Annotated in this window: 26 protein-coding genes; 19 read left to right on the forward strand and 7 right to left on the reverse strand. The window is 60.3% G+C overall.

The features are described 5' to 3' along the window. The first annotated feature begins 49 nt into the window (after positions 1–49). Both ACA046_RS20115 and ACA046_RS20120 read left to right on the forward strand, forming a co-directional pair. On the forward strand, positions 50–946 hold the full coding sequence (locus ACA046_RS20115) for a nitrilase family protein (RefSeq protein ID WP_497674825.1): 897 nt from the start codon (positions 50–52) through the stop codon (positions 944–946). Positions 947–960: 14 nt separating this feature from the next. Beyond that, entirely contained in the window at positions 961–2,124 is a 1,164-nt protein-coding gene (locus ACA046_RS20120) for a hypothetical protein (RefSeq protein WP_497674826.1), read from the forward strand. A gap of 39 nt (positions 2,125–2,163) precedes the next feature. Here the strand turns inward: ACA046_RS20120 and ACA046_RS20125 are convergent, their stop codons facing one another. Continuing rightward, complete coding sequence (locus tag ACA046_RS20125) at positions 2,164–2,784, reverse strand: transglycosylase SLT domain-containing protein (protein ID WP_076016908.1); 621 nt, start codon at positions 2,782–2,784, stop codon at positions 2,164–2,166. A gap of 136 nt (positions 2,785–2,920) precedes the next feature. Beyond that, positions 2,921–3,889, reverse strand: a complete 969-nt coding sequence (locus ACA046_RS20130) for a hypothetical protein (RefSeq protein ID WP_497674827.1) — start codon at positions 3,887–3,889, stop codon at positions 2,921–2,923. 175 nt (positions 3,890–4,064) lie between these two features. Between ACA046_RS20130 and ACA046_RS20135 the strand changes: the two genes are divergently transcribed. The 3 genes from ACA046_RS20135 to ACA046_RS20145 all read left to right on the forward strand — a co-directional run bounded on the left by ACA046_RS20135 (position 4,065) and on the right by ACA046_RS20145 (position 6,226). After that, complete coding sequence (locus tag ACA046_RS20135) at positions 4,065–5,561, forward strand: PAS domain S-box protein (RefSeq protein WP_497674828.1); 1,497 nt, start codon at positions 4,065–4,067, stop codon at positions 5,559–5,561. Positions 5,562–5,693: 132 nt separating this feature from the next. Continuing rightward, positions 5,694–5,945, forward strand: a complete 252-nt coding sequence (locus ACA046_RS20140) for a CsbD family protein (RefSeq protein ID WP_003211583.1) — start codon at positions 5,694–5,696, stop codon at positions 5,943–5,945. Between the two features lie 11 nt (positions 5,946–5,956). Beyond that, the gene (locus ACA046_RS20145; protein ID WP_167663280.1) at positions 5,957–6,226 is read left to right on the forward strand and encodes a DUF1652 domain-containing protein; all 270 of its coding nucleotides are present in this window, start codon (positions 5,957–5,959) and stop codon (positions 6,224–6,226) included. A 105-nt stretch (positions 6,227–6,331) separates the two neighbouring features. Here ACA046_RS20145 and ACA046_RS20150 read toward each other — a convergent pair whose 3' ends face one another. Together ACA046_RS20150 and ACA046_RS20155 are read right to left on the reverse strand one after the other, a co-directional pair. After that, positions 6,332–7,516, reverse strand: a complete 1,185-nt coding sequence (locus tag ACA046_RS20150) for an MFS transporter (RefSeq protein WP_318301497.1) — start codon at positions 7,514–7,516, stop codon at positions 6,332–6,334. 155 nt (positions 7,517–7,671) lie between these two features. Beyond that, the gene (locus tag ACA046_RS20155) at positions 7,672–7,980 is read right to left on the reverse strand and encodes an RcnB family protein (RefSeq protein WP_003211589.1); all 309 of its coding nucleotides are present in this window, start codon (positions 7,978–7,980) and stop codon (positions 7,672–7,674) included. A gap of 160 nt (positions 7,981–8,140) precedes the next feature. Between ACA046_RS20155 and ACA046_RS20160 the strand changes: the two genes are divergently transcribed. Continuing rightward, complete coding sequence (locus tag ACA046_RS20160) at positions 8,141–8,491, forward strand: LemA family protein (protein WP_459021900.1); 351 nt, start codon at positions 8,141–8,143, stop codon at positions 8,489–8,491. A 12-nt stretch (positions 8,492–8,503) separates the two neighbouring features. On the opposite strand, the gene ACA046_RS20165 is transcribed toward ACA046_RS20160, so the two are convergent. Then, positions 8,504–8,896, reverse strand: coding sequence for a nuclear transport factor 2 family protein (locus ACA046_RS20165; protein WP_459021902.1), 393 nt, complete (start codon positions 8,894–8,896; stop codon positions 8,504–8,506). A 57-nt stretch (positions 8,897–8,953) separates the two neighbouring features. Here ACA046_RS20165 and ACA046_RS20170 point away from each other — a divergent pair, with 57 nt between their 5' ends. From ACA046_RS20170 to ACA046_RS20185, 4 genes are all read left to right on the forward strand, one after another. Further along, on the forward strand, positions 8,954–9,511 hold the full coding sequence (locus tag ACA046_RS20170; protein WP_459021904.1) for a helix-turn-helix domain-containing protein: 558 nt from the start codon (positions 8,954–8,956) through the stop codon (positions 9,509–9,511). Between the two features lie 23 nt (positions 9,512–9,534). After that, positions 9,535–10,881: a glutamine synthetase family protein gene (locus ACA046_RS20175; protein WP_497674829.1), complete on the forward strand. Its 1,347-nt coding sequence runs from the start codon at positions 9,535–9,537 to the stop codon at positions 10,879–10,881. A gap of 172 nt (positions 10,882–11,053) precedes the next feature. After that, positions 11,054–12,151: a DNA alkylation repair protein gene (locus ACA046_RS20180; protein ID WP_497674830.1), complete on the forward strand. Its 1,098-nt coding sequence runs from the start codon at positions 11,054–11,056 to the stop codon at positions 12,149–12,151. A 150-nt stretch (positions 12,152–12,301) separates the two neighbouring features. Then, complete coding sequence (locus tag ACA046_RS20185) at positions 12,302–14,161, forward strand: DUF3857 domain-containing transglutaminase family protein (RefSeq protein ID WP_497674831.1); 1,860 nt, start codon at positions 12,302–12,304, stop codon at positions 14,159–14,161. On the opposite strand, the gene ACA046_RS20190 is transcribed toward ACA046_RS20185, so the two are convergent. Continuing rightward, positions 14,158–15,048, reverse strand: coding sequence for a LysR family transcriptional regulator (locus ACA046_RS20190; RefSeq protein ID WP_010172253.1), 891 nt, complete (start codon positions 15,046–15,048; stop codon positions 14,158–14,160). The two genes, ACA046_RS20185 and ACA046_RS20190, sit on opposite strands and share 4 nt — an antisense overlap. Positions 15,049–15,178: 130 nt before the next feature. Between ACA046_RS20190 and ACA046_RS20195 the strand changes: the two genes are divergently transcribed. The 6 genes from ACA046_RS20195 to ACA046_RS20220 all read left to right on the forward strand — a co-directional run bounded on the left by ACA046_RS20195 (position 15,179) and on the right by ACA046_RS20220 (position 23,051). After that, on the forward strand, positions 15,179–16,822 hold the full coding sequence (locus tag ACA046_RS20195) for a GMC family oxidoreductase (protein WP_497674832.1): 1,644 nt from the start codon (positions 15,179–15,181) through the stop codon (positions 16,820–16,822). A gap of 191 nt (positions 16,823–17,013) precedes the next feature. Beyond that, on the forward strand, positions 17,014–18,636 hold the full coding sequence (locus ACA046_RS20200; RefSeq protein ID WP_497674833.1) for an MFS transporter: 1,623 nt from the start codon (positions 17,014–17,016) through the stop codon (positions 18,634–18,636). A 131-nt stretch (positions 18,637–18,767) separates the two neighbouring features. Then, complete coding sequence (locus ACA046_RS20205; protein ID WP_497674834.1) at positions 18,768–20,717, forward strand: DNA topoisomerase III; 1,950 nt, start codon at positions 18,768–18,770, stop codon at positions 20,715–20,717. A 135-nt stretch (positions 20,718–20,852) separates the two neighbouring features. Then, positions 20,853–21,293, forward strand: coding sequence for a CBS domain-containing protein (locus ACA046_RS20210; protein ID WP_010172262.1), 441 nt, complete (start codon positions 20,853–20,855; stop codon positions 21,291–21,293). Between the two features lie 14 nt (positions 21,294–21,307). Beyond that, positions 21,308–22,156, forward strand: a complete 849-nt coding sequence (locus ACA046_RS20215) for an NAD-dependent protein deacetylase (RefSeq protein WP_497674835.1) — start codon at positions 21,308–21,310, stop codon at positions 22,154–22,156. Between the two features lie 565 nt (positions 22,157–22,721). Then, entirely contained in the window at positions 22,722–23,051 is a 330-nt protein-coding gene (locus tag ACA046_RS20220) for a hypothetical protein (protein WP_459021921.1), read from the forward strand. Positions 23,052–23,114: 63 nt separating this feature from the next. Here ACA046_RS20220 and ACA046_RS20225 read toward each other — a convergent pair whose 3' ends face one another. After that, the gene (locus tag ACA046_RS20225) at positions 23,115–24,023 is read right to left on the reverse strand and encodes a LysR family transcriptional regulator (protein ID WP_076016888.1); all 909 of its coding nucleotides are present in this window, start codon (positions 24,021–24,023) and stop codon (positions 23,115–23,117) included. A 133-nt stretch (positions 24,024–24,156) separates the two neighbouring features. Between ACA046_RS20225 and ACA046_RS20230 the strand changes: the two genes are divergently transcribed. Genes ACA046_RS20230 through ACA046_RS20240 form a run of 3 tightly spaced genes read left to right on the forward strand, consistent with a single transcriptional unit; the run spans position 24,157 to position 26,739 of the window. Then, a complete protein-coding gene (locus tag ACA046_RS20230; RefSeq protein WP_063031241.1) occupies positions 24,157–24,855 on the forward strand; it encodes a CoA transferase subunit A in 699 nt (232 codons plus the stop codon). Positions 24,856–24,886: 31 nt separating this feature from the next. After that, positions 24,887–25,546 (forward strand): CoA transferase subunit B, encoded by a 660-nt coding sequence (locus ACA046_RS20235; RefSeq protein ID WP_003211625.1) that lies wholly within the window; start codon positions 24,887–24,889, stop codon positions 25,544–25,546. An 11-nt stretch (positions 25,547–25,557) separates the two neighbouring features. Next, positions 25,558–26,739 carry an acetyl-CoA C-acetyltransferase gene (locus ACA046_RS20240; protein WP_497674836.1) on the forward strand — a complete coding sequence of 394 codons (1,182 nt, stop codon included), beginning with the start codon at positions 25,558–25,560 and terminating at the stop codon, positions 26,737–26,739. Positions 26,740–26,894 lie beyond the last annotated feature (155 nt).

A 26,894-nucleotide genomic window follows, 5' to 3' on the forward strand; every position in this document is an offset into this window, starting at 1 on the left:
ATAAACATCCAGCTATTCCTGGCTGAATAAAAATAAGAGGTCACCCGCAATGAGCGATCCAACAAGCCCTGTCCGCATAGCTGTCATACAGTTCGATCCCCAGGTCGGAATGGAAAACCGGGAACGTAACCTGCGTCATAGCCTTGAGTTGGCAACGGAAGCAGCGAGCGGTGGTGCCAATCTGATCGTGCTGCCAGAGCTCTCGAACTGTGGCTATTTCTTCTCCAGCCGTCAGGATGCGTTTGATCACGCCGAGGCCATTCCGGGCGGACCGAGTGTGCAAGCCTGGATGGATTTTGCCTGTAAACATCAGGTGTATCTTGTGGCAGGCCTCAGCGAAATCTCCGGCATGCAGTTGTTCAACACCGCCGTACTGCTGGGGCCGGACGGTTTTATCGGCAAGTACCGCAAAGCCCATTTGTGGAACCTGGAAAAGCTCTGGTTCAGTCCCGGCGATGTAGGGTTCCCCGTATTTGAAACACCCATAGGCCGCATAGGCCGCATAGGCCTGTTGATCTGCTGGGACATCTGGTTCCCTGAGGTGCCGCGCATCCTCAGCCAGCAAGGCGCCGATATTATTTGCAGCCTCAACAACTGGGTATGGACGCCGCCGCCGCTGTTCGACGACGCGGGGAAGTGTATGGCGTCGTACCTCACGATGACCGCTGCTCACGTCAACAACGTGTTTATCGCCGCCGCCAGCCGTATCGGAGAGGAGCGCGACGCGCGTTACCTGGGGTGTTCGCTGATTGCCGGAACCAACGGTTGGCCCATCGGCGCGGTGGCTTCGGCGAATCGGCAGGAAATCCTGTTTGCCGATGTTGACCTCACCAGCGCTCGCAGTGCACCTATCTGGAACAGCCTCAACGATTTGCAGCGGGACCGGCGTGCTGATCTTTACGACCAGATGCTCGGGTATACCCAACACCGCGCCCTGCCACGCTGATCGGAGGGCGCATGATGGAAATCCTTTTAGAAAAACCGTCCCTGCACCGCTCCCGAGCCGATAAAACAGTCATCGCCCTGGGCGCTGCCAGTGCATTGCTGATCCTATGGATAGCCCTGACTCACCCTTGGCCGGGCTATGTCGACATGGTGACCAGCCTTCCTCACCCCAGCGCCTGGCTTCGCTGGGTGCTGGGGGATATCAGCGAAGTCGCGTTCTACAAACATGAACTGGCCTCACTCGGCCTGCTTGGCGGCGCGTACCTGGCGTGGTGGGCCAGCCGTACAGGCAAGTCCTGGCAAGGCTTTGCCATCTCGTATGGCACCGGGCTGTGGCCCTGGCTGGTGACCAGCTCATTACTCGGTTTATTGCTGAGTAATGCGCTCTGGGGATGGACTGTGACTGCAAGCACTTGGCAGCCGACGTTTGCAGCATTTGTTTCGCTGCCGGCGGCCATGGTGCTGATGTTCGGCGGAGGCTGGAAAGTCACCCTCAACGGCGCGGTACTGGGTGCCTTGCTGGTCACGCCGATGTGTTTGTTGATCGTCAATTACATCTGCGTACCGCTGGGCTTGCCGGTGGTCATCGGAAATGTGCTGGGGATGGCGGTTGGCAGTGTGATTGCATTTGTGTTGTGCCATTGCGTGCCGATCCTGGTGCGCAGCCGCCACATAGCCCCGATAAAGCCTGCGCCCTTGAAGCCACCGAGCTACGGCGTGGTGTGGAGCGCGCGAAGGGTATTGGCAGACTTTTCCGAAGCGCCGTTCTTTGGCAATGAGCTGGCCAGCCTGGGCTTATTGGCTGGCGTGTTATTGGCTTATGCGCTGAACCCGATGAGCCCGGCCTATGGATCTGGCCTGATAGTGCATCTGATCGGCGCGCAAGCGTTGACGTCTGCGCTGGGCGTGGTGATCTGGAGACATCAGTGGATCAAACGTGGTTGGTATCCCACGTATGTTCCGCTGGTGTCGGTGGTCCCGGCGGCCGTATTGACCTATGGCGGCAGCTGGGTGGTGATGGGTTCAAGTGCATTGCTGGGCGCATTGATTGCGCCGCCACTGGCCTGCGCCATTGCAGGACGGCTACCCGCGCACTTTCATCCTTATATCGGCAACGTCATCTCGATGGCGTTGAGCACCTTGATGGTGGTGCCATTGGTGGGATGGTTAGCCGTTTAGCCACACTCCCTTAAGCCGGGCAATGGAATGCCCGCGCACTCAAAGCCAATGCCAAAACCGACTCCAGAACCCCCGCCCCAGATCATTCTTGCAGCCCGCATATTGCGCCGCATACATCTGCGAACGGGCCTGTACCTTACTGGCAACCGGCATCAGCCAGGCTTTGCTCGCATAGGTGCGCTGACGATAACCGCCCCAGCCTTCGTGGTAGTTCAGGTATTGGCCGTAGGCATCGTATTTGTACACGCCGTTGATGGTGTAGGTCTTGTCCATGTACCAGCCGACAAAATCGATGGCGTCGTCAAAGTCCTCGCGACTGGCGCCGGTGCGGCCGGTGCTTTTCTGGTAGTCGCTCCACACTTCATCCTTGGCCTGGGCGTAGCCGGAGGCAGTGGACACGCGGCCCCAGGGGATGATCCATAACAGGTATTTACGCGGGGTCTTGGCGTCCTGGCGGAAGCCGGACTCTTGATACATGATCGCGAACGGCACCTGGATCGGCACGCCCCAGCGCGCCTGGGTGACTTTGGCAGCGTCGTACCAATCATCCTTTTCACGGAAGATGCCGCAGATGTCGTTGGGGGTGCGGGGCGGCGAGGTTCCGCATCCAGCCAGTAAGGCGGTGAGTAATAACAGCCCTGTGGTTTTTACTGCGTTCAAAAGCCCACCGTTTCATCGTGAGGATAAAAAGGCGGGCAGTTTACTCGTTCGGCGGGGTTGATGCAGGGGGCAAGCAGGACTATTCCTGTGGCGAGGGAGCTTGTGCCCTCGCCACATCCAGCACCTCACATCATGATCAGGCCAATGGCACCCGACGTGTAGTGATCGCCAGGCGACCTACACCGAAGCTCAACGCCGCACCCAGCAGCAACATCAACAAGGTGCTCCACGCTGCGCGGGACAGTTGCTTGGCGGCCACTTCACCGGCTTCACGGGCTTTCTGTTCAGCTTGTTGCTTCAGCTCGTCAACCTTCTGCATGGCCTGCTGGTAAGCCTGGGCATAGTTGTCGACGATCTGGGTCGCTTCAGCCTGGCTCTTGCCGGTACGGGCGGCGACGATGTTAACCAACGCCTGCTTGTCTGCGGCATTCAACGCTGGCTCACCGGATGCCTTGACCCGCTCGAACCACTGCTTCAGTTCATCACCGGCCTGGGCTGGGTTGGTTGCGGCATCGTTGGCCGATTGCTTGCCATCCGCAGCTGCCTGATCGGCTTTGTGCTCAACATTGGCAGGGTCCAGTTCAGGCTTGCCGCTCTGCTTGAGCAGGGTGTCGAGTTGGCCTTGCAGGCTGTTCCAATCCAGCTTGATGCCCTGCTCATTCAACTGCTGCTTGACGCTGTCGCTGATGCCCGGCGCCACGGCGGCGATACCGCTACCGGCAGCCGACAACCCTTTACCGACGACGTTACCTGCGGCACCCACAACGCTGGTGGCCAGCGCGGCGAGCAGCCAGGTGGTGAACAAGGTGGTGATGGTCCAGCTCAACACGCCATGCAGGCCGCCGCGATCCGGTGCGGTACGCCCGGCCACGAATGCACCGGCACCGATGGCGAGCAGCGTCGAGACAAACAGCCAGATACCGGCACCGGTACCAAAACCGCTCAGCGGGTTACCGGCCGCCATCGGGTTTACAGCACTGGCGCCAATTGCGGTGCCGAGTACGCTCAACACCAAATAGGTCACCAGGGCAATTGCACTACCGGCCAATACCGAGCCCCAGGAGACTCGAAACAGCGAACGGTTGGTTTCATAGACAGTGGTCATGGTCGATCCTTTGAACAGTGGGTAGGTGGCCAGTTTGGCGAGGCACCTACCCTGCGGTCTCGGCCCAATTGCACTAGGCGCACTGGTGCATTCGCACCCCGCGCCGTGCACTTTCTCTGCACTATCCTGAGCCTCAGGTGTCGTACTTCCTATGCGACTTACCCCAGGAGAAAGCATGAGCCAGGCCGTCCTCGCCAAAGAAACCAACCGCCGCCAACTGCAGCAGATCATCTCCGGCTTGTCCGACGGAGTGATCCTCGCCGAGGCCGACCAGAACATCCTATGGGCCAATGAAGCCGCGCTGCTGATGCATGGCGTGGATAAAGTCGAAGACCTGGGTGCCAACACCCAGGAATACGCCGCGCGCTTTGCTTTGCGTTATCGCAACAACCATCCGCTGGCGCTGGAGAATTACCCGTTAAGCCGGGTGGCAGACGGTGAAGAGTTCAGCGATGTGGTGGTGGAAGTCACGCCCACCGGCGACGAGGAAAAAGTCTGGGTGCATCGCCTGCGCAGCCTGGTACTCGACGACGCGTCCGGCGAGCCGGAGCTGCTGGTGTTGATCCTGAGCGACGCCACCGAATGGGCCAGCGCCGAACAGCGCTTCGAAAAAACCTTTAATGCCAACCCGGCGCCGGCGGTGATTTGCCGCTTGAGCGACCTGCGCTATATCAAGGTCAACCAGGGCTTTTTGGAGATGACCGGCTACAACCGCGACCAGGTGATCGGCCACTCGGTGTATGAACTGGACGTGCTGGAACAGGCTGAAAACAAGGACCTCGCCGTGAAACGCCTGGGCGAAGGCGCGACCATTCCGCAGATGCAAGCCGAACTGAAACTGCCCGAAGGCGGCAGCAAGCTGGTGATCGTGGCCGGCCAGCCGCTGGACATGAACGAGGAAGACTGCATGCTGTTTTCCTTCACCGACCTGGAGCCGCGTCGCAAAGCCGAAACCGCCCTGCGCCAGAGCGAGGAACGCTTCGCCAAGTCGTTCCGCCTGACGCCAGTGCCGACCCTGGTGTGCAACGCCGCCAACCGCCAGGTGGTGGATATCAACGAAGCCTTCATGACCATCACCGGCTATACCAGTGAAGAACTGATCGGCAAATCCATCGAAGACATCGACTTTATCGACAGCCCCCAGGCGAGCACGCAACTGTTCACCACCCTGGAAAAAGCCGGCAACCTCGACGGCCTCGACCTGAAGATCCGCAAGAAAGGCAATGAGCTGATCGACTGCGTGCTGTCTGCCGACACCGTGAGCATCCAGGACGTGCCTTGCTACCTGCTGGTGCTGATGAACATCACCGAACGCAAGCGCTCCGAGCTGGAACTGGTGGCGGCGATCGAGGAAGTGATGCAGGACGCCTCATGGTTCAGCCAGACGCTGATTGAAAAGCTCGCCAACGCCAAGAGCGTCAACAGCCCCAATGTACCGAACATCTCCTTTACCGACCTGACCGCCCGGGAGCGCGATGTACTGGGCCTGATTTGCGAAGGCCTGGCCGACAAGGAAATCGCCTCGCGCCTGAAACTGGCGCCCAACACTGTGCGTAACCATGTGGCCACGGTGTACTCCAAGCTGGGGGTGCATAGCCGTAGTGCAGCCATCGTCTGGGCCCGTGAACGCGGGCTGTTTGCCGGTGAATTGCGGGTTAAAAAACCAAAATAGAGTGCAAATGCACTAGTGCGACCGGTGCAAATTCGCCTTATTGCACGGGGGCACACTGCTTAACCTTGAAGGGTGGGCACAGGGCTTTAGGTCCTGTGCTGTTGAGATGTCATGCCCTTTAAGGAATCCGTCATGAAAAGCGAACAAGTCAAAGGCGCCGTCGAAAAAGTGGCCGGCAAGGCTCAAGGTTTTCTGGGTGATCTGACCGGTGACGAACGTCTCCAGGCCGAAGGCGTAGCCCGCCAGGCCGCAGGCCAATTGCAGCAAACCTACGGTGACGCGCTGGACACCGTTGGCGACTTTGCCAAGCAAAAACCCTTGGCTACCGTAGCGATCGTCGCCGGTGTCGGCTTGCTGCTGGGTCTGTTGCTGCGTCGTCGCTGAGGAGCGCCTTAATGTTTACGCTCTCCCAACTGCGCAACTGCATCGAAGAGGCCCTGTCGCCCCTGACCTGCGAGTTCACCCTGTGCCGTGACGCCTCGTTGACCCTCAAAGTCTTCGACGCCGAAAGCGGCCGGGTGGACTTGGTGGTCACCGGGATCAGCGTCAACAAGCTGCAGACCCCGCAGGAAGTGGAAAAGATGGTCGACGAGTTGCGTTACGAATTGCAGAGCAACACCGTCGGCAAAGTCAGGCTGGATGACCTGCCGCTGCGCCCGCTGTAACTGTAGGAGCGAGCTTGCTCGCGAAAAACGCCCAGGCGCCGCGCTCATTCAGGCGTGGCTCATTATCGTTAACGACCTTCGCGAGCAAGCTCGCTCCTACAGTATTCAGCGGGCCTTCAACGACGCCCCGATAAAATAGAACACCCCTCCCCCGACGATAAACGCTGCCAACATGTAGAACATGTAGTGGGCCGGCAGGCTGGCCAGTACCAGCCCGCACAGCACCGGCCCCAGGGCAGCGCCGAGGTTGGAAAGGTTTTGCGCGCCGTAATACATGCCTCGCAGATGGTCCGGGGCGATGCGGTCGATAAACATGTACTCGGCCGGGAACACCACGATTTCACCCACGGTGAAAATCGCCATCGCCAGGATCCACCACCACACGTTGCTCGCCAGGGCAAAACCAATCACGCCCAGCATGAACATGCCCAGGCCGAAGATCAGCCACTGGCTCAGGTAACGGTGGGAAATCCGCCGGCCAATCGCGTATTGCAGGGTGATCACCAACACGGCGTTGGTGGTGAGTACCGCGCTGATAATCGTGTAGGTGTATTCAGCCGTGGTGGTAGTCACCAGGTATTGCGAGAGGTACGCGGTGAACTGGCCAAACACCACGGCACTGAGCAGGCCGCCGAGGGTGAAGCACACCAGCCGATGATCCCGCAGCAGTACGCGGCCCACGGCGAGGAATGACACCGGCTTTTGCGTGGTGTCGACGGTGGCCAAGGTGCGGTCGCCCCAACGCCAATACAGCAGGAAAAATCCAAGGCCCAGAACGGCCGACAAGATAAACGGCAAGCTGATATCGAGCTTGGCTATCATCGCGCCAAAAAACGGCCCTACTGCATAACCGATATTGGTCAGGGTGTACTTGATGGAAAACGCTTCGCTGCGTTCATCTTCCGGCAACAGGCTGGCAAACCCGGACTTGATCGCAATGTCGATCACCGCGTACGCCAGGTTGATGAGTATCAGGCAGCTGTAGAACGACCAGATTTCCCGGGCCAGCACCGTGCCGATAAACCCCAGGGCAAACACGACGCTCAGGCTGAGCAACAGCCGATAACTGTTGATGCGGTCTACCAGGAAACCGCCATACACACTCAGCAACGATCCGACGATCAATGAGCTGCCGATCACCAGGCCGACCTGGCTGATGTCGAGGGCGAAGTGGTTGGTGAGGTAGATCACGAGGTACGGAAACGTGATGGCTTTGGCCAGCGTGAGGATCAGCGTGGCCGACAACAGCAGATTCACGGTACGTGGGTAGTTTCTTATTGTGGCAAGCATCCTGCTCTCATTTTGATCAAGGTAACGAGGCCATTGCGGCCCGCAAGCGGATGTACCTTAACGCAAGATGAGACGAAATAAATGCTGATTTATGCATTTATGCAAAAAATAAATGCAGCGGGATGAGGACGCCGTCGCTCATCCCGCTGAACGCTTTATTTTTTAACCGGCGTGATGTCGAGAATCGTACCGTTGGTGGTTTTGAGCAACACGTATTTGTCGTTTACCCGGGCCCACTGGCTGTCTTCTTCCGGCTGCTTCAAGCCACGTTTCTTCCAGTCGGCAATCGCCGACTCCTTACGCATCAGAATGTCTGGCGCGCGGTCGCCCGTCTTGAGGTCGCGGGTATTGATGTTTGAAGGCTGCACGGTTTTTTGCGGGGTATCCGCGGCCTGGACGGTGAGACTCGCGGCGGACAGGCTCGCGGCAACCAGCAGGCAGGCAACAAGGGATTTGGACTTCATGGGCACTTCCTTCAATGAATGACGCGTAAAGATTCCGACCGCAGCCGTGAAGAATCATTCAGCGAAGTGATTGAAGCGGCGGATGGATGGACAGCCAACGACCGAGGCGACGATTAATCAGATAAGATTGGTTCTTTTTTCCAGCTGCTCAGGAAGTCCAATGACTGGTACCCACGTCATCATCATTTTCGTGACTATTGTCACTTTGCTCGCGCTTTACGTGTTCGGCACCTACCGGGAACTGGTGGCGCTGCTTGATCGTTGCAAAAAAGCCTTCGGCCAATTCAAAGAGGCCGAGCAACAATTGGCGGCGGCGCAAAACGCCTCGTCACCCGCCGCGGACATTGCCAGCCTGGAAAGCCGCGTCGCGTTCACCCGCCAGCTGTTCCACGACTCGGTTAACAACTACAACACCTACAAACACAAGTCGCCGACGTCGGTGGTGGCCGAGCTGCTGGGGCATCGTGATGATGTCAGCCTGTCCGGGTTTGAGGTCAAGCACACGGCTTGAACCTGCCGACACTTACACAGGTGCACGCTGACGCGTCGGCGTGCCCTGATGAAACACCATCTGCCACTGCCCGCCGCTCTCGCGCCATACCGAACTGCGCAACGACTCCCCCGCCGCATTGGCCTCAGTCGCCGCCCGCTGACAGCGATACGTCACCAACGCCACGCCTTCGGCCAGCATCTTCAGAGCAAAGTCACTGATACTACGGGCTGAAAACACCTCATCCTGCAGCCCCTCGATCACCTCGGCCTTACTGGCCCACACATTGCCACTGGCGCCAAATTCGACGAAATCATCCGCCAGCAGCACCGACAAGCGCGCGGCATCTGTACGGGTGGTGCATTGATGCAGCTCCTGTTCCAGGCTGCGTAAATGCTCCGACAACTCCATACCCATTGCCTCCATGAAATTAATCCTGTAATTTTTCATGAAATTTCTTGATAAGAATTTCACGAAACGCCTATGGACAAGCAAGAAGAACTCGACGCCCTGGCGATCCTGATCCACGACCTGCGCAAGCACAAGAAGCTCACCCTGGCGCAACTCGCGCAAAAGATCGAGCGTTCCGTGGGCTTCCTGTCCCAGGTTGAACGTGGCCTGTCGCGCCCTACCGTGGCCGATCTGACCGCCATCAGCCATGCCCTCGGTGTGCCCACCACCTACTTCTACAGTTTGTCCAAACCGAAGGCCGTGAACTGGGTCACGCGCCCCAATGAACGGCGCACGGTGTATTACGCCAACGGCATCACCGACATCCTGGTGTCGCCGAGCATGCACGGCGCGTTCTCGATGCTCGACAGCCTATTGGCCCCCGGCGCCAACAGTGGCGAACAGACCATGAGCGACCGTGCCGAACAGGCCGGTTATGTGCTGGAAGGCGAGTTGACACTGTGGGTTGAGGGCGAGGCCGACGCGGTCACCTTGCGCCCGGGTGACAGCTTCCACCTGGCCAGTTTCGCCCACTGCCGCTACGGCAACCTGACTGACCTGCCAGCCCGCGTGCTGTGGGTCTACAACTGAAGGCACACCAAGGAGCGTCACCCGTGAAAAGCCATTCCTCCACGCTGCTGGCCGAAGTCCGGACCTTTCGCCTGAACCATCCCGATGTGCGTTATGTCGACCTGATTGCCCTGGACATTCCCGGGCATTTCTACGGCAAGCGCTACCCGGTGGACATGCTGGAAAAGGTCGCCGCCGGCAGCCCTTTGAAACTGCCGCAGAACGCAGTGCTGCTGGGTGCCCAGGGCGGTTTGTTCAAGATCGGTGACTATTGCTTTCACGACGGTGACCCCGACGCCAACCGCCGCCTGGTGCCCGGCACCCTCAAGCCGGTGAGCTGGGAAGCCCAGCCGCTGGGGCAGATGCTGATTACCTCCGACGGCACCGAAGCGCCCATCGAATTCGAACCTCGGGAAGTGCTGGCCAAGGTGCTGGAGCGCCTGCACCACAAAGGCATTCACCCGGTGGTGGCGTTTGAGCTGGAGTTCTACCTGTTCGATAAAAAGCTCAGCGACGGCCTGCCGCAATTCGCCCGCGACCCGCTGAGCGATGACGCCGACGACCAGCCCAATTTGCACATCGAGCGCCTGTCGCGTTTCGCCCCTGTGCTGGACGACATGGTCGAGACCGCCAAGGCCCAGGGCATCGACATCACGGTGATCACAGCCGAACTTGGCCCCGGCCAGTTCGAAATCAATTTCGGCCACCTGGAAGACGGCCTGCGCGCTGCCGACTGGGCCGCCCTGTTCTGCCGCAGCACCCGTGGCGTGGCCCTCAAGCACGGCTATCGCGCCAGCTTCATGGCCAAGCCCTACCTGCAACATCCCGGCAGCGGCATGCATGTGCATGTCAGCCTGTACGACGCAGCGGGCAATAACCTGCTGGCCGCCCATCAGCAGCAACCGTTGCGCCACGCGGTGGCCGGCTGCCTCGAGCTGTTGCCTCATTGCATGCCGATCTTCTCCCCCAACCACAACGCCTTCCGCCGCCTCGGCGGCACGGTCAACGCGGCAACCCGCGCGTGCTGGGGTTATGAGGATCGCGACGCGTGTGTGCGAATCCCTGAATCCGACCCGCGCAACCTGCGCATCGAACATCGCCTGGCGAGTGCCGATGCCAATCCGTACCTGGTGCTGGCGGCGATTCTGGTAGGGCTTGAACAAGGTCTTGAGGCTGCCAAGGAGCCCATCGCACCGCTGAACGAAGACCGCAACAGCGGCACGGATTTCCCCCTGGAAATGCTCGAAGCCGTGCGCGCCATGCAGCATCAGCCTGCGTTGCGCGAAGGCCTGGGCGCCGAGTTTGTCGACGTGTATTGCGAAAACAAACGCCAGGACCACCTGGCATTCCATCAGGAAATTCATGCGCGGGAATATCGCTGGTACCTCTAACCCCCCACCTCTCTCCGTAGCAGCTGTCGAGCCTTGGCGAGGCTGCGTCAGCGGAGTATCAGACACACCGCGAACGCAGCCTCGCCTAGGCTCGACAGCTGCTACGACGTGGGGCGTGCGATATGGGGGTTTGCATGTAATCTGATGGCCAACTTCATCTGTGGACTTGCCCATGACCGACCAAAGCGCCCCGGCCCTGAAGGAAATCTTCAACGCCGAACGCCTGCAACACATCGCCACCGAAATGACCGCGGTGTACCCGGCGTTCGACGCCAAGGGCTTTCTCAAACACGCCAAGGCCGGGCTCGCGGACCTGTCGGTGATGCAGCGCATGGCGCAGGTCAGCGAAAGCCTGCACGCCGTGCTCCCGCTGGATTACCCCCAAACGCTGAAGTTGCTGTATGCCCTGGCACCCCGCCTGAACAGCGCCTTTGTCAGCCTGTCCCTGCCCCACTACGTCGCCAGCTACGGCGGCGATGATTTCAAGCGTTCCATGGCGGCGCTCAAGTACTTCACCACCTTCGGCTCTGCCGAGTTTGCCGTGCGGTATTTCCTGCTGAAGGATTTCAAGCGCACCCTGGCGGTGATGCAACAGTGGTCGCTGGATGACAACGAACACGTACGGCGCCTCGCCAGTGAAGGTTCACGGCCACGGCTGCCATGGTCGTTCCGCCTGGCCGAGGTGCAGGCCGACCCGAACCTGTGCGCCTCGATCCTCGACAACCTCAAGGCCGACAGCAGCCTCTACGTGCGCAAGTCGGTAGCCAACCACCTCAACGACATCACCAAGGACCATCCCGACTGGGTGCTGACCTTGATCGAAGGCTGGTCCCTGGACAATCCCCACACCGCCTGGATCGCCCGCCACGCCTTGCGCAGCCTGATCAAGCAAGGCAACACCCGGGCGCTGACGATCATGGGTGCAGGGGCCAAGGCCGAGGTGAAGCTCCATCAGCTGAAAGTCGAACCGGCGGTGATTAACCTGGGGGACCGGATCAACCTGTCCTTCAGCCTGGAATCCATCACCGACACCTCGCAAAAGCTGGTGGTGGACTACGCCATCGACTATGTGAAAAGCGCCGGTCACAGCGCGTCCAAGGTGTTCAAGCTCAAGGCGTTTACCCTGGGCGCCGGGGAACATCACGCCATCAGCCGTGGCCAACATATTCGTGAATTGACCACACGCAAACACTATTCCGGCAAGCACGCGGTGCACGTGCTGGTGAACGGCGAACGACTGGGAAGCGTCGAGTTTGAGCTCGTAAAATAATCCTTAAAACATTAACGAAGGCTCTATCTCGCGCCTTTCAGCGAAAATAATTGTCCGACAATGCTAGGCATTCGTGTTGCGATCCATTATCATCCGGCGCCTTCTCGGTACCCCCAGGGTACTTGTGTCAATGTTCCACCTGAGGCGCTCATGCACCGTTTTTCGTTTTACCGTCCCCTGATCTGCATCAGTTGGGGGCTTGCCAGCCACAGCGCGTTTGCCGCCCTGCAACCGATGGCCGAAGCCCCGCTGGCCAGCGACACCGAGCTGCATTGCCACTTCAACCGCGACGCCAGCGTCGACTGCACCACGCGCTACCACTACACCATCCTCAAGCCGAGCGGCCGGGAAATGCTCTCGCGGATTGACTTCAGCTATCAGGAAGAGGACGGCTTTGAACTGGTCAAGGCCGAGTCCACCCAGCCCGGCGGCAAACCGGTGCCCCTGGATCAGGCACAAATCGACACCCGCACCGCCCCCAATCCTGACCAGGGATTCTCCCGAGAAAAACAGACCTCCCTGGCATTCCCCAACCTGCGGGTCGACACGCAAATACGCTATACGGTGCGCGAACACTATCCCGCCAAACCGCTGATGACCGAGTTCTACTACGCCTTGCAGTTCGGCCCCAGCGCTGCACGACGTGACCACTTCAAGGCACGCTTCACCGCCGAGCGGCCCATCGAGTGGCGCAGCGAACTGATGGAGGGTTTCAGCATTACCCCATCGGCCAATCGCAAGACCCTGGACGTGGTGCAAAAGGCTCCGACCTACCTCAGCTACATCAACGAATCCGCCAACGCCTACATTCGCCACGCCCCGCGCATCGAAGTCGGCAGCTCGCTGGATCGCCAGCAGTACTTCGGCAACTTCGCCGAACGCTACAACCAGATCCTCAGCGCCAAGCTACCGCCCCAGGGCGCCGCCGCCGTTGCCGCCGTTCGCGGCCTGCCGCCGGTGCAACAAGTGGCCGACCTGATGCAGCACATCAACGACCACTACCGTTACCTGGGCGACTGGCGTGCATCGGATCGCGGCTATGTACCCTTCAGCCTGGCCGAGATCGAACAGCACGGCTACGGCGACTGCAAAGACCTTTCGACGCTGCTGGCGGCCATGCTCAAGGCCAGCGGAATCAAGGCCGAATCCGCCTGGGTCAGCCGCGGCGACGTGGTCAACCCGCTGCTGATTCCCGGCACCGGCGCGCCGAACCACGCCATTGTCCGCGCCGAAGTCGATGGCCAGGTGTGGTGGCTGGACCCGACCAACCCGGTCTTCGCCCCAGGCCAGACCCTGCCCGACATCCAGGACCGCTGGGTGCTGGTGACCAACGCCGAGGGCCAGGTACGTGAAGAACACATCCCGCTGCAACCTGCCGCCACCACATTGATCCTCGACAAGCAGGAACGCTTCGACGCCCAGGGCACCGCCCGCGTCTCGGCCACCGTTGATTTTCGCGGTATGCCGCTGATGCAACTGAGCCTCGCCGACCGCCAGCAAGGCTCCACCGCCAGCGACCAGAACATCTGCGACAACTTCGGCAAACAGATCACCGACTGCCAGGTCGAGCGCCCCGCCACGGCGTTTTTGATCCCGGCCAGCTACAAAGTCAGCGCCACCCTGACGGACATGCGGCCCCTGGAGCCCTTAGGCAATGACCACATCTACAACGATGCCTTGCTGCAGGAGAAATGGGACGGGCTGCTCAACTATCGCCGCAACGGGCAACTGGCGGACTTGTATGTAGGCAACCCCGAGACGCTGGATTACACCATCGCGCTGTCGGGTGGCCAGATCGACAAGGACATCAAGGCCTGCCAGGTGCACTCGCCGTGGTACGACCTGGACCTGACGGGTGAACGCGTCAAGGGTGAATGGCGCTATCACTACCTCCTGGTGCAGAAGATACGCTGGCTGACTCACGATGAAATTGTCAGCGCGCCGTTTGAAAAGATGATCAATGAGATCCGGGCCTGTGGTGAGCAGGTGCATCAGGTGGTGAAGCTCTAACCCTCCCCCAACAAAACCCCTTGCTCCCGCGCGCACAGTTCCACCAGGTAATCCCACAACACTCGCAACCTTACCGACTTGTGCAACTCGCGCCGGGAGCTGATCCAGTAGCTGCGCTGGATGCTCTCGCCCGGCAGCAGCGGCACCAGATCCGGGTCGCTCGCTGCCATGAAGCACGGCAACACGGCAATCCCTAACCCCGATCGCGCGGCCTGGTGCTGTGCGATCACGCTGGTGCTGTGGAACACTACTTTGGGGTTGCGGCAGAAGCTGCTGAGGAATTTCAATTCCTGGCTGAACAACAAATCGTCGACGTAATCGATCCAGGCATGGACTGCCAAATCCTCGCGCTTTTCAATCGGTGGCGTACGGTCCAGGTAGCTGCGGCTGGCGTAGAGGGCCAGGCGGTAGTCGGTGAGTTTGCGGGTCACCAGTTGGTCGACGCTGGGGCGTTCCAGGTGGATGCTGATTTCCGCTTCGCGGTTGAGGATGCTGACGAAGCGCGGCACCGCCAGCAGTTCCACTTCCAGGCCCGGGTAGCGTTCGAACAGGCCGCCCATGCGGCTGGCGAGGAACATCACCCCCAGACCTTCAGCCACGCCCAGGCGAATCTTGCCCAGGGGCGCGGCGGAATGGGTCAGTTCTTCTTCGGCCAGCAGTGCGACGTTTTCCATGGCTTCGGCGTGTTTGAGCAGGGCTTCGCCGGAAGGCGTGAGTTCGTAACCCTGTGCGTGCTGCACGAACAGCGCGGTGCCGAGGCTTTTCTCGATGGCTTCGATGTGCCGGGCCACGGTGGCGTGGGTGGTTTTCAAACGTTGCGCCGCCGTGAGCAGGCGTCCGCTACGCTGTAACTCAAGAAAGAACCGCAGATCATTCCAGTCGAACATGCCGCCTCCGCTCTCCACCTCAAAAGCATCGCTGTCTAAAAACGCACAGCAGCTGGGTAAAAACTAACATTTTTAAGACGAAAACTAACAACTAGGATGGAGCCAATAAGAAAAACAAGCGAGGTCACAGATGCATTCTGCAGCTGCTGAATACGATTACGTGGTGGTAGGCGCCGGCCCCGCAGGCTGCCTGCTGGCCAATCGACTGTCTGCCAACCCTGCCCATCGCGTGCTGCTGCTTGAAGCCGGCGGTCGCGATAACTATCCCTGGATCCACATTCCCGTCGGCTACCTGTTCTGCATCGGCAACCCACGCACCGACTGGTGCTTCAAGACCGAAGCCCAGGAAGGCCTGCAAGGCCGTGCGTTGAGCTATCCACGGGGCAAGGTGCTGGGCGGTTGTTCGTCGATCAACGGCATGATCTACATGCGCGGCCAGGCCCGGGACTACGACGGCTGGGCCGAGGACAATCCCGGCTGGGCCTGGAAAGATGTGCTGCCACTGTTCAAGCAGAGCGAAAACCATTTTGCCGGCGCCTCGGAATTCCACAGTGATGGCGGAGAGTGGCGGGTTGAACAACAGCGCCTGCACTGGCCGATCCTCGACGCGTTTCGCGATGCCGCGCAGCAGAGTGGAATCGAGAGCATCAGCGACTTCAACCAGGGCGACAACGAAGGCTGCGGCTATTTCCAGGTCAATCAGAAATCCGGGGTGCGCTGGAACGCGGCCAAGGCGTTCCTCAAGCCGATCCGCCAGCGGCCCAACCTGACGGTGATGACTGAGGTTGAAGTCGACCGCGTGCTGCTGGAGAACGGTCGCGCCACCTCAGTGGTTGCTCGCCAGCAAGGCCAGGCCGTCACATGGAGGGCGCGCAAGGAAATCATCCTGTGCGCCGGTTCGGTGGGTTCGCCCGGCATTCTGCAACGCTCCGGCATCGGCCCTTCCAGCGTGCTCAAGCCCTTGGGTATTGATGTGCTGCACGAGTTGCCGGGCGTCGGTGGCAACCTGCAGGATCACTTGCAACTGCGCCTGATCTACAAGCTGGAAAACGCCCGCACCCTGAACCAGATCGCCGGCACCGTGTTGGGCAAGATGGGCATGGGCCTGCGCTATCTGTACGACCGCAGCGGCCCGCTGTCCATGGCCCCCAGCCAGTTGGGCGCGTTCGCCCGCTCCGGGCCGGAACAGACGTCGGCCAACCTCGAATACCACGTGCAACCGCTGTCCCTGGAGCGCTTCGGCGAACCGCTGCACGCCTTTGCGGCCTTCACCGCCTCGGTGTGTGACCTGCGCCCGCAAAGCCGTGGCCGCATCGACATTCGCTCGGCCAACCCGGCAGACGCGCCGTTGATCCGCCCCAACTACCTCAGCCATCCGGAAGACCTGAAGGTGGCCGCCGACGCCATTCGCCTGACCCGTCGGATCGTTTCGGCGCCGGCCCTGAAGCAATTCAACCCGGTGGAATACCTGCCCGGCGAAGCACTGCAAACCGACGAACAACTGCAAGAGGCCGCCGCCCGCATCGGCACCACTATTTTCCATCCGGTGGGCACCTGCCGCATGGGCAGCGACAAGGAGGCGGTGGTCGACGCGCAACTGCGGGTGCACGGCATTCCGGGCCTGCGCATCGCCGACGCGTCAGTCATGCCACGCATTACTTCAGGCAACACCTGCTCACCCACGCTGATGATCGCGGAAAAAGCCGCGCAGCTTATCCTTTCGCCGAACACAAGGAGCCTCGCACCGGAGAAAGAACTGACCTTACCGGCTTGAACTTACCTTACCGGCTAGACCTGTAGGAGCGAGCTTGCTCGCGAAAAACGTCAACGATAATGCGTGCATTCCGGATTAACGCAGTGTCTTTGCATTCTTCGCGAGCAAGCTCGCTCCTACAGTGGAATAGCGGCGCTGATGCTGGCGCCGACAGTGGAACAACAATAAATAATCACTGTGAGGGCTACCCAATGTCAGAACACGCTCAACCCCTGGACCCGGCGCTCGGCGCACGCTCGAGCAACGACACGCAGAAAGTCATCTTCGCCTCCTCCCTCGGGACGGTGTTCGAGTGGTATGACTTTTTCCTCTACGGCGCCCTCGCGGCGGTGATCAGCAAGCAGTTCTTTGCCGGGGTCAACGACACCACGGCGTTTATCTTCGCCCTGATGGCCTTCGCGGCCGGCTTTGTGGTGCGCCCGTTCGGCGCGCTGGTGTTCGGTCGGCTGGGTGACCTGATCGGCCGCAAGTACACCTTCCTCGCCACTATCGTCCTGATGGGCCTGGCAACCTTCTGCGTGGGCCTGCTGCCGACCTATTCAAGCATCGGCATCGCTGCACCGATCATCCTCGTGGCGCTGCGCATGCTCCAGGGCCTGGCGCTCGGCGGCGAGTACGGCGGCGCAGCCACTTATGTGGCCGAGCATGCCCCAGCGGGCAAACGGGGCTTCCACACCAGCTGGATTCAATCTACCGCTACCCTCGGCCTGTTGCTGTCGCTGCTGGTGGTGCTGGCGTGCCGTTATTTCACCGGTGACCAGTTCGAAGTGTGGGGCTGGCGCCTGCCGTTCCTGCTGTCGATCGTGCTGCTGGGCATTTCCACCTGGATCCGCATGAGCCTGCACGAGTCGCCGGCGTTCCTGAAAATGAAAGAGGAAGGCAAGGCCAGCAAGGCGCCGATCCGCGAATCTTTCGGTAAATGGGAAAACCTCAAGATTGTGCTGATTGCACTGTTCAGCATCAACGCCGGGCAAGCGGTGACGTTCTATGCCGCGCAGTTTTATGTGCTGTTCTTCCTCACGCAATTTTTGAAGATGGACCCGGCATTGGCCAACATGCTGCTGATCATCAGCGTGGTGATTGGCGCGCCGTTCTTCATCTTCTTCGGGTGGCTCTCGGACAAGCTGGGGCGCAAGCCGGTGTTGATGGTCGGCCTGCTGCTGGCAACCGCATTGTACTTCCCGATCTTCAAGGGCCTGGCCTACTACACCAACCCGGCGATGGACCACGCGAGCCGCCAGTCACCGATCACGGTGTTGGCGGATCCAGCCACCTGCACCTTCCAGTTCGACCCGGTAGGCAAGGCGCGTTTTGACAGCCCGTGCGACAAGGTCAAGACCTTCCTGGTGAAACAGGGCCTGCCGTACGAAAGCGCGGCCGCCCCGGCCGGCAGTGCGGTGCAGGTGAGCGTGGGTGATGTGCGTATCGACGGTTACGACGAAGCTGCCCTGAAAGGCGCGGTGACGCTGGCGGGTTATCCGCAGTCGGCTGACGTGGCGCAGGTCAACAAAACCATGGTGGTGGTGCTGATCGTGGCACTGATCCTGATTGCCGCCATGTGCTACGGCCCGCTGGCGGCGCTGATGGTGGAGCTGTTCCCGACGCGCATCCGCTACACCTCGTTGTCGCTGCCTTACCACATCGGTAACGGCTGGTTTGGTGGGTTCCTGCCGACGGTGTCGTTTGCGCTGGTGGTGTACACCGGCGATATCTTCTACGGCTTGTGGTACCCGGTGGTGATTACCGGAGTGAGCTTGATCGTCGGGCTGATTTGCCTGAAAGAGACCAAGAACGTCGATATCGACAATAATTGAAGCTGACCCGCTGCCGGTCGCCCGACCGGCAGCGCAACCTTTTGCTGTACATCCATACAGATAAAGGTTGATCAATTCCCTTCTGTTGCGCATCCTGCTCCCCATTCAATTTCGTAGCGAATGTGGTGACCATGCGGCTGTTCCTCTGTGAAAAACCGTCCCAGGCCAAGGATATCGCCGCCGTGCTCGGCGCGACCCGGCGTGGCGACGGTTGTTGGCTGGGTTCAGGCGTTACCGTGACCTGGTGTATCGGCCACCTGCTGGAAACCGCCCCGCCCGACAGCTACGACGCCAAGTACAAGCGCTGGGTGCTGGCCGACCTGCCGATCATCCCCGAGAAGTGGAAGATGCTGGTCAAGCCCAAGACCGCCAGCCAGTTCAAGGCAGTCAAGCGCCTGCTGGGGGAAGCCCAGGAATTGGTAATCGCCACCGATGCCGACCGCGAGGGCGAGATGATCGCCCGGGAACTGGTGGAGCACTGCCGTTATCGCGGCCCCATCCAACGGCTGTGGCTCTCGGCACTCGATGACGCATCGATCCGCAAGGCCCTGGCCTCATTGAAGCCCGGTGCGGAAACCTTCAGCCTCTACCATTCGGCGCTTGGCCGCTCCCGCGCCGACTGGCTGATCGGGATGAACATGAGCCGCCTGTTTACCCTACTGGGCCGACAGTCTGGCTATCAGGGCGTGTTGCCGGTAGGTCGGGTGCAAACCCCGACCCTGCGCTTGGTGGTAGACCGGGACCGCAGCATTGCCGACTTTGTACCCGTCGCCTATTGGGCCATCGATGTGGATTTGCTCCACGACAACATCACCTTCACTGCGCAATGGCGCGCGACCGAAGATGCCTGTGACGATCAGGGCCGTTGCCTCAATCCGGAGCTTGCCCGGGACGCCGCCAACGCCATGAGCAACGCCGCCAGTGCGCGACTGATCAAACTGCGTACCGAGCGGATGCGCGACGTGGCGCCCCTGCCCTTCGACCTCGGCACCTTGCAGGAAATCTGCTCGAAAAAACTCGGCCTCGGCGCTCAGGAAACCCTGGATGTTGCGCAGTCGCTCTACGAAACCCACAAAGTGATTACTTACCCGCGCAGCGATTGCGGCTACCTGCCCCTTAGCCAGCACGGCGACGCGCCGAAAATTCTCGCGGCGCTGGGGCGGGCCGATCCGGCAGTGAACGCGTTGATGCCGCATATGGATCCACAACGGCGCTCACGGGCCTGGAACGACGCCAAGGTCAGCGCGCACCACGGCATAATCCCTACCGGCGCCGGCAAGGATGTCGGGCAACTGACCGGCAAGCATCGCGCGGTATACACCCTGATTCGCGCCCGCTATCTCGCGCAGTTCCTGCCCAATCACGAATACGACCGCACCCAGGCCGATTTCGACTGCGCCGGTGAAGCCTTGCGGGCTGTCGGCAAAGTCATCGTGGAGCCTGGCTGGAAACGCGCATTGCCGGAAGCATTGGCACCGGCCAAAGGCCGTGAAGCGCCTGCGCCGCAGTCCTTGCCAAAATTGGTTCAAGGCCAGGATTACGCCGTGGCCAAGGTCAACCTCAAGGACCTGTGGACCCAGCCACCCAAGCCCTTCACCGAAGGCGACCTGATCAAGGCGATGAAAAACGTCGCCAAGCTGGTGGAAGACCCGCTGCTCAAGCAAAAGCTCAAGGACACCACCGGGATCGGCACCGAAGCCACCCGCGCCGGGATTATCCAGGGCCTGCTGGATCGCGGTTACCTGGTGAAAAAAGGCAAGGCGCTGTCGGCAACGCCTGCCGCGTTCAGCCTGATCGATGCGGTGCCCCGGGCAATCGCCGACCCCGGCACCACGGCCATTTGGGAGCAAGCACTGGACATGGTGCAAAGCGGAGAGATGAGCCTGGAAGAATTCGTCGCCAAACAGGCGGCGTGGATGAGCAAGCAAGTCACCCGCTGCACCGGCATGCGCCTGACCATCAGCGGCCCGGCCAGCCCGGCAGGACGTGGCGCTGCACCGTGGAAAAACAAACGCAAACCGGCCAAGCGCAAGACAGCCACCAGCCCGAAGCGGGCGGCGAAACCGGCAAACAAAGGCTGAGAGGCACTGAAAAGTCGCGTCAATGACGTTTTTCGACGGGATGTATGCCGCTTTGGACCTTGCCCTGCTGCAGGCCATCCAGGATTCTGTAGGGCCTGCTAACCTCCCAACAATAACAACACCGGAGTGGCCTCCATGAAAACCGTTGCCCAAGTGCTGAAGTCCAAAGACCAGCAAAACCAGCAAGTCCACACCATCCCCCACGACCATACGGTATTTGAGGCCTTGATCGTGATGGCTTCGAAAAACGTCGGGGCCTTGCCAGTGCTCCAGGACGGGAAGGTGGTGGGCATCATCAGTGAACGAGACTATGCCCGTAAGGTCATCCTCCATGGATTGTCTTCGGTGGCGACCAAAGCCCACGAGATCATGAATTCGCCGGTGATCACCGTCGACACTCACCAGACTGTCGAGACCTGCATGACTATCATGACTGACCGACATCTGCGGCACCTGCCTGTGGTGGAGAACGGCGAGTTGCTTGGCTTGCTGTCCATCGGCGACCTGGTCAAGGAAGCCATTGCCGAACAGGCCGACCTGATCAAGCAGCTGGAGCAGTACATTCGCGGCGAATAATCATTGGGGAACCCATGCTCGATACCCTGCAACATCAGGTCGATGACCACCTCGTTACCTTGCACCGGGCCATGGCCGAACGGCGCTTCCTGGTACTGACGGGTGCGGGTATCAGCACCTCTTCGGGCATTCCCGACTACCGGGACAGCGAAGGCGTGCGCCGGGGCAAGGCGCCGATGATGTACCAGGAGTTCCTCGCGACCCCGGAAGCACGCCGCCGCTACTGGGCTCGGGCGATGCTCGGCTGGCCGAGGGTGCGTGTCGCACAGCCGAACGCTGCGCATATCGCACTGGCCAGCTTGCAGCAGCGCCAGCGCATTACCGGGCTTATCACCCAGAACGTCGACACCCTGCACGACCAGGCCGGCAGCCATGACGTGATCGAACTCCACGGCAGCCTGCACCGGGTGCTGTGCCTGGATTGCCAGCAGACCAGCGAACGAGATCTGATCCAGCGCCAGATGGAAGCTGAGAATCCGTACCTGGCAGGGGTGGACGCGGTTCAGGCGCCGGACGGTGACACCCTGCTGGACCCGGCCTTTGAAGGACGCTTCCAGGTGCCCCGCTGCCCCCATTGCGGCGGGCAACGGCTGAAGCCGGATGTGGTGTTTTTCGGCGAGAACGTCGCCCAGGGCACCGCCGCCAAGGCGATGGCGGCGGTGGATGACGCGGAAGGATTGCTGGTGGTGGGTTCGTCGCTGATGGCGTATTCAGCGTTTCGGTTGTGCAAGGCGATGGTTGAGCAGGGCAAGCCCGTGATTGCCATCAATCTGGGCAAGACACGGGGCGATGAGTTGCTGCAACTCAAGATCGAGGCCTCCTGCGAGCGCCTGCTGCCGTTGTTGGTGGAGCACCTCCTGTAGGAGCGAGCTTGCTCGCGAAAAACCTGAGGGCCCCGCTGACTCTCAGAAGCCCCGCGTTATCGTTGACGATCTTCGCGAGCAAGCTCGCTCCTACAGTTTTCATACCCGACTCGACTTCCAGAAAATGACGCCCAAGTCACGCTTTCCGCTCTCATCCCCGTCCCACGGGGATTTATGTAGTACTCGAAAATAATCACTACATAATCGTTGACGTAACCATTTTGTAATTGCATGATTCAAGCGTCTCCCGGATCGGGAGCGTTGGTAACAAGCGTTTTGAACAAGCTCGTCTGACCGCCGAGCTGTTTTTTCCGGATGTGCACTGCCCACAAGGCAGATTGATGAAGCTGACCGGCCCGAAAGGATCGGTACAAGGAGCTCAAACGCTGCTTGTCTTCGTTATGAAACCATTGCGTAGCAGTTCATCAGCAAGACTACATGCATCGGTTCAAGACCCTGCCCGTATTCGGCAGACAGTCGCTGACGCCCGGTTTTCTGAGCCGGAGACAACTTAGTAGTTTTAACGGATCAACTAAAGATCGCCAACTGGTCAAGGGGCTTACACATGAATCTGAACAACCAACCAACTATCGATGAATTGGCTGAGATGTTCGCAGCGCAGAAAGACACGCTCGACGACCATATCCTCTGGATTGGTAAATCGGGCCAGGTCCATATTGACTGCCTGGCGCCCCATACCGTGGAAGAAGAGTTCGACAAGAATAACCGTGAACTGGCAGCACGCCTGAAGATGTACCGCCGCGGCCAGGGTTATGTCGGCAAGAAAGCCGCCGCCGATCGCAACTTTATCGAGCAGGTCTTTCACACACTTAATACCGAATGGCAGAACCTTAAAGGCCATTCGCACGTTAAAGTGATCGACAGATACTGCTGATAACTACCCACTGATTACTTAAGCCTGCTCGCTTAAACGAGCAGGCTTTTTTATGGCCGACTGTTATTGCAGCAAGGCTGGAAAACGCCCCTTCCCTGCTTCATCGCGAAAGATATCAAACATGGCCTGGGCCGCCGCCGAGAGTTCGTGACCGGGCTTGGTCAATACACCAATCGGCCGTTCAATCACCGGATCGCTCAACGTGATGCAGTGGGCACCCGCTTCCTGCATTTGTCGCGCACACAGCGCCGGCACCGCACTGACACCCAAGCCACTGGCAACCATCTTGCCCACCGTCGCCAGTTGATGACTCTCCAGGGCCACGGGCAGCTTCATGTCGAGCGCCTTCAGGTGTTCTTCAAGCATCACCCGCACCGTGGAGGGGCGCTGCAAGGTGATGAAGGGTTGTTCCAGCAGGGTGTGCCAGTCGATATCGGACCGACGCGCCAACGCCGAGTCACCGGGCACTACCGCGACAAAGCGATCCACATACAGCGGGGTGAACACGAGCGACGAGCTTTCCGTAGGCTCAAACGCCACGCCCAGTTCCACCTGGCGATCCCGGACCATTTCCAGCACCTGCTCGTTGATCACGTCATTGACCGTCACGTTGACCTGGGGATAGCGCGCCCGAAAAATCTTCAGGATCGGCGGCAGCAGGTTCCCGGCAAACGACGGCATCGCTGCCACCGTCACCCGCCCGCGCTGCAAGGTGAAACGCTGGCGCAACTCATCCTCGGCATTGTCCCAATCGGCGATCAGGCGCCGGGCCAGGGGCAGCAGGGATTCACCTTCGGGGGTCAGCGCGACATTGCGTGTATTGCGGCTGAACAAGCGCCCGCCGAGGCCTTCCTCCAGACCTTTGATGGTCAGGCTCAAGGCCGACTGGGAAAGATGCAAACGCTCACAGGCCGCCGCAAAGCTGAGGGTCTGGGCCACGGCAAGAAAGGCGCGCATCTGTTTAACTGTCATGAAGCTTCTCCCGATGGCTGGTGACTATGCTGTTTTTTAAATCAATCAACCTTAAAAAACAACTTAACAAATCAATCCGTCGGCGCAACACTCGGTTCATATGGCTGGCCCACAAACAATAAAAGAGGTGCATATGGCAGGTTTTGATAAACGCGTAGCGTCCTATGAAGAGGCGCTGGCAGGCCTGGAAGATGGCATGACGGTGCTGGCGGGTGGTTTTGGCCTGTGCGGCATCCCGGAAAACCTCATTGCCGAAATCAAGCGCAAAGGCACCCGCAACCTGACCGTGGTCTCCAACAACTGCGGCGTCGACGGCTTTGGCCTGGGCCTGCTGCTGGAAGGCAAGCAGATCAGCAAAGTCTTCGCGTCTTACGTCGGTGAAAACGCGCTGTTCGAGAAGCAACTGCTCAGCGGCGAAATCGAAGTGGTCCTGACACCTCAAGGCACCCTCGCCGAAAAACTGCGCGCAGGTGGTGCCGGCATCCCGGCGTTCTTCACCGCCACCGGCGTCGGCACACCCGTCGCCGAAGGCAAGGAAACCCGCGAATTCAACGGTCGCCCGTACCTGATGGAAGAATCCATCACCGGCGACTTCGCCATCGTCAAAGGCTGGAAAGCCGACCACTTCGGCAACGTGATCTACCGCCACACCGCCCAGAACTTCAACCCGCTGGCCGCCACTGCCGGCAAGATCACCGTGGTCGAAGTCGAAGAAATCGTCGAACCGGGCGAGCTGGACCCGGCGCATATCCATACCCCAGGGATCTACGTCGACCGGATCATTTGCGGCACCTTCGAGAAGCGCATCGAACAGCGCACCCTCCGCAAATAATCCACCAGTCCAAATAATAAGGAGACAAACAATGGCTCTTACCCGCGAACAAATGGCTCAACGCGTCGCCCGCGAAATGCAGGACGGTTTCTACGTCAACCTCGGTATCGGCATTCCGACCCTGGTGGCCAACTACATCCCCGAAGGCATGGAAGTGATGCTGCAGTCGGAAAACGGCCTGCTGGGCATGGGTCCGTTTCCGACTGAAGAAACCATCGATGCCGACATGATCAACGCCGGCAAACAGACCGTCACCGCGCGCATTGGCGCGTCCATCTTCTCCTCGGCCGAGTCCTTCGCGATGATTCGCGGCGGCCACGTCGACCTGACCGTGCTCGGCGCGTTTGAAGTCGACGTGCAAGGCAACATCGCCTCGTGGATGATCCCAGGCAAGCTGGTCAAAGGCATGGGCGGGGCGATGGACCTGGTGGCCGGTGCCGAGAACATCATCGTGATCATGACCCACGCGTCCAAGGACGGTGAATCCAAGTTGCTGAGCCAGTGCAGCCTGCCGCTGACCGGTGCCAACTGCATCAAGCGCGTGCTGACGGACCTGGCTTACCTGGAAATCGAAAATGGCGCTTTTGTCCTCAAGGAACGCGCACCTGGCGTCAGTGTTGAAGAGATCGTCAGCAAGACAGCCGGTAAACTGATCGTCCCGGACCACGTTCCAGAAATGCATTTCCAGTGAGGACAGATTCCATGCAAGACGTCGTGATTGTTGCTGCCACCCGCACCGCCGTGGGCAGCTTTCAAGGTTCGCTGGCGAGCATCCCGGCCCCGGAGCTGGGGGCTGCGGTGATCCGTCGCCTGCTGGAGCAAACCGGCATCGACCCAGCGCTGGTGGACGAAGTGATCCTTGGCCAGGTGCTCACCGCCGGCAGCGGCCAGAACCCGGCACGCCAGGCCTCGATCCTCGCCGGCCTGCCCCACGCCGTACCGGCCCTGACCCTGAACAAGGTCTGCGGCTCGGGCCTCAAGGCCCTGCACCTTGGCGCACAAGCGATCCGTTGCGGTGACGCCGAGGTGATCATCGCCGGCGGCATGGAGAACATGAGCCTGGCCCCGTACGTATTGCCGGCCGCCCGCACCGGCCTGCGCATGGGCCATGCGAAAATGATCGACAGCATGATCACCGACGGCCTGTGGGACGCGTTCAACGACTACCACATGGGCATCACCGCCGAGAACCTGGTGGACAAGTACGGCATCAGCCGTGAAGCCCAGGACGCCTTCGCCGCCGCCTCCCAGCAAAAAGCCACGGCGGCCATTGAAGCCGGGCGTTTCAACGATGAGATCACGCCGATCCTGATTCCCCAGCGCAAGGGCGATCCAGTGGCCTTTGCGGTGGACGAACAGCCACGCGCGGGCACTACCGCTGAATCCCTGGCCAAGCTCAAGCCGGCCTTCAAGAAAGACGGCACCGTCACCGCCGGCAATGCGTCCAGCCTCAACGACGGCGCGGCTGCCGTGCTGCTGATGAGCGCAGATAAAGCCAAAGCGCTCGGCTTGCCAGTGCTGGCCCGTATCGCCAGCTACGCCAACGCCGGCGTCGATCCCGCGATCATGGGCATTGGCCCGGTATCGGCCACCCGACGCTGCCTGGACAAGGCCGGCTGGAGCCTGGGCGACCTGGACCTGATCGAAGCCAACGAAGCCTTCGCCGCGCAGTCACTGGCGGTGGGCAAAGAGCTGGAATGGGACGCGGCGAAGGTCAACGTCAACGGCGGCGCGATTGCCATCGGCCACCCGATTGGCGCATCAGGCTGCCGTGTGCTGGTGACCCTGCTGCATGAAATGATCAAGCGTGATGCGAAGAAAGGCTTGGCCACACTGTGCATTGGTGGAGGTCAGGGCGTCGCACTGGCGCTCGAGCGCCGCTGATTTCCAAGAGCAACATGGAGAAGGCCCGGTTGTGGCGAGGGGGCTTGTCCCCCGTTGGGCTGCGCAGCAGCCCCAGTACATTGACCTCGGTGTTTCAGGTAGAACTTCAGCGCGGGTTTTAGGGGCCGCTGCGCGGCCCAACGGGGGACAAGCCC

Source organism: Pseudomonas sp. LBUM1641, assembly GCF_059716235.1.

Bases quoted from the DNA above. Each gene is read 5' to 3' on its own strand.
- ACA046_RS20115 (WP_497674825.1), top strand. From the start codon at position 50: ATGAGCGATCCAACAAGCCCTGTCCGCATAGCTGTCATACAGTTCGAT.
- ACA046_RS20120 (WP_497674826.1), top strand. From the start codon at position 961: ATGGAAATCCTTTTAGAAAAACCGTCCCTGCACCGCTCCCGAGCCGAT.
- ACA046_RS20130 (WP_497674827.1), bottom strand. From the start codon at position 3,889: ATGACCACTGTCTATGAAACCAACCGTTCGCTGTTTCGAGTCTCCTGG.
- ACA046_RS20135 (WP_497674828.1), top strand. From the start codon at position 4,065: ATGAGCCAGGCCGTCCTCGCCAAAGAAACCAACCGCCGCCAACTGCAG.
- ACA046_RS20140 (WP_003211583.1), top strand. From the start codon at position 5,694: ATGAAAAGCGAACAAGTCAAAGGCGCCGTCGAAAAAGTGGCCGGCAAG.
- ACA046_RS20145 (WP_167663280.1), top strand. From the start codon at position 5,957: ATGTTTACGCTCTCCCAACTGCGCAACTGCATCGAAGAGGCCCTGTCG.
- ACA046_RS20150 (WP_318301497.1), bottom strand. From the start codon at position 7,516: ATGCTTGCCACAATAAGAAACTACCCACGTACCGTGAATCTGCTGTTG.
- ACA046_RS20155 (WP_003211589.1), bottom strand. From the start codon at position 7,980: ATGAAGTCCAAATCCCTTGTTGCCTGCCTGCTGGTTGCCGCGAGCCTG.
- ACA046_RS20160 (WP_459021900.1), top strand. From the start codon at position 8,141: ATGACTGGTACCCACGTCATCATCATTTTCGTGACTATTGTCACTTTG.
- ACA046_RS20165 (WP_459021902.1), bottom strand. From the start codon at position 8,896: ATGGAGGCAATGGGTATGGAGTTGTCGGAGCATTTACGCAGCCTGGAA.
- ACA046_RS20170 (WP_459021904.1), top strand. From the start codon at position 8,954: ATGGACAAGCAAGAAGAACTCGACGCCCTGGCGATCCTGATCCACGAC.
- ACA046_RS20180 (WP_497674830.1), top strand. From the start codon at position 11,054: ATGACCGACCAAAGCGCCCCGGCCCTGAAGGAAATCTTCAACGCCGAA.
- ACA046_RS20185 (WP_497674831.1), top strand. From the start codon at position 12,302: ATGCACCGTTTTTCGTTTTACCGTCCCCTGATCTGCATCAGTTGGGGG.
- ACA046_RS20190 (WP_010172253.1), bottom strand. From the start codon at position 15,048: ATGTTCGACTGGAATGATCTGCGGTTCTTTCTTGAGTTACAGCGTAGC.
- ACA046_RS20195 (WP_497674832.1), top strand. From the start codon at position 15,179: ATGCATTCTGCAGCTGCTGAATACGATTACGTGGTGGTAGGCGCCGGC.
- ACA046_RS20200 (WP_497674833.1), top strand. From the start codon at position 17,014: ATGTCAGAACACGCTCAACCCCTGGACCCGGCGCTCGGCGCACGCTCG.
- ACA046_RS20205 (WP_497674834.1), top strand. From the start codon at position 18,768: ATGCGGCTGTTCCTCTGTGAAAAACCGTCCCAGGCCAAGGATATCGCC.
- ACA046_RS20210 (WP_010172262.1), top strand. From the start codon at position 20,853: ATGAAAACCGTTGCCCAAGTGCTGAAGTCCAAAGACCAGCAAAACCAG.
- ACA046_RS20215 (WP_497674835.1), top strand. From the start codon at position 21,308: ATGCTCGATACCCTGCAACATCAGGTCGATGACCACCTCGTTACCTTG.
- ACA046_RS20220 (WP_459021921.1), top strand. From the start codon at position 22,722: ATGAATCTGAACAACCAACCAACTATCGATGAATTGGCTGAGATGTTC.
- ACA046_RS20225 (WP_076016888.1), bottom strand. From the start codon at position 24,023: ATGACAGTTAAACAGATGCGCGCCTTTCTTGCCGTGGCCCAGACCCTC.
- ACA046_RS20230 (WP_063031241.1), top strand. From the start codon at position 24,157: ATGGCAGGTTTTGATAAACGCGTAGCGTCCTATGAAGAGGCGCTGGCA.
- ACA046_RS20235 (WP_003211625.1), top strand. From the start codon at position 24,887: ATGGCTCTTACCCGCGAACAAATGGCTCAACGCGTCGCCCGCGAAATG.
- ACA046_RS20240 (WP_497674836.1), top strand. From the start codon at position 25,558: ATGCAAGACGTCGTGATTGTTGCTGCCACCCGCACCGCCGTGGGCAGC.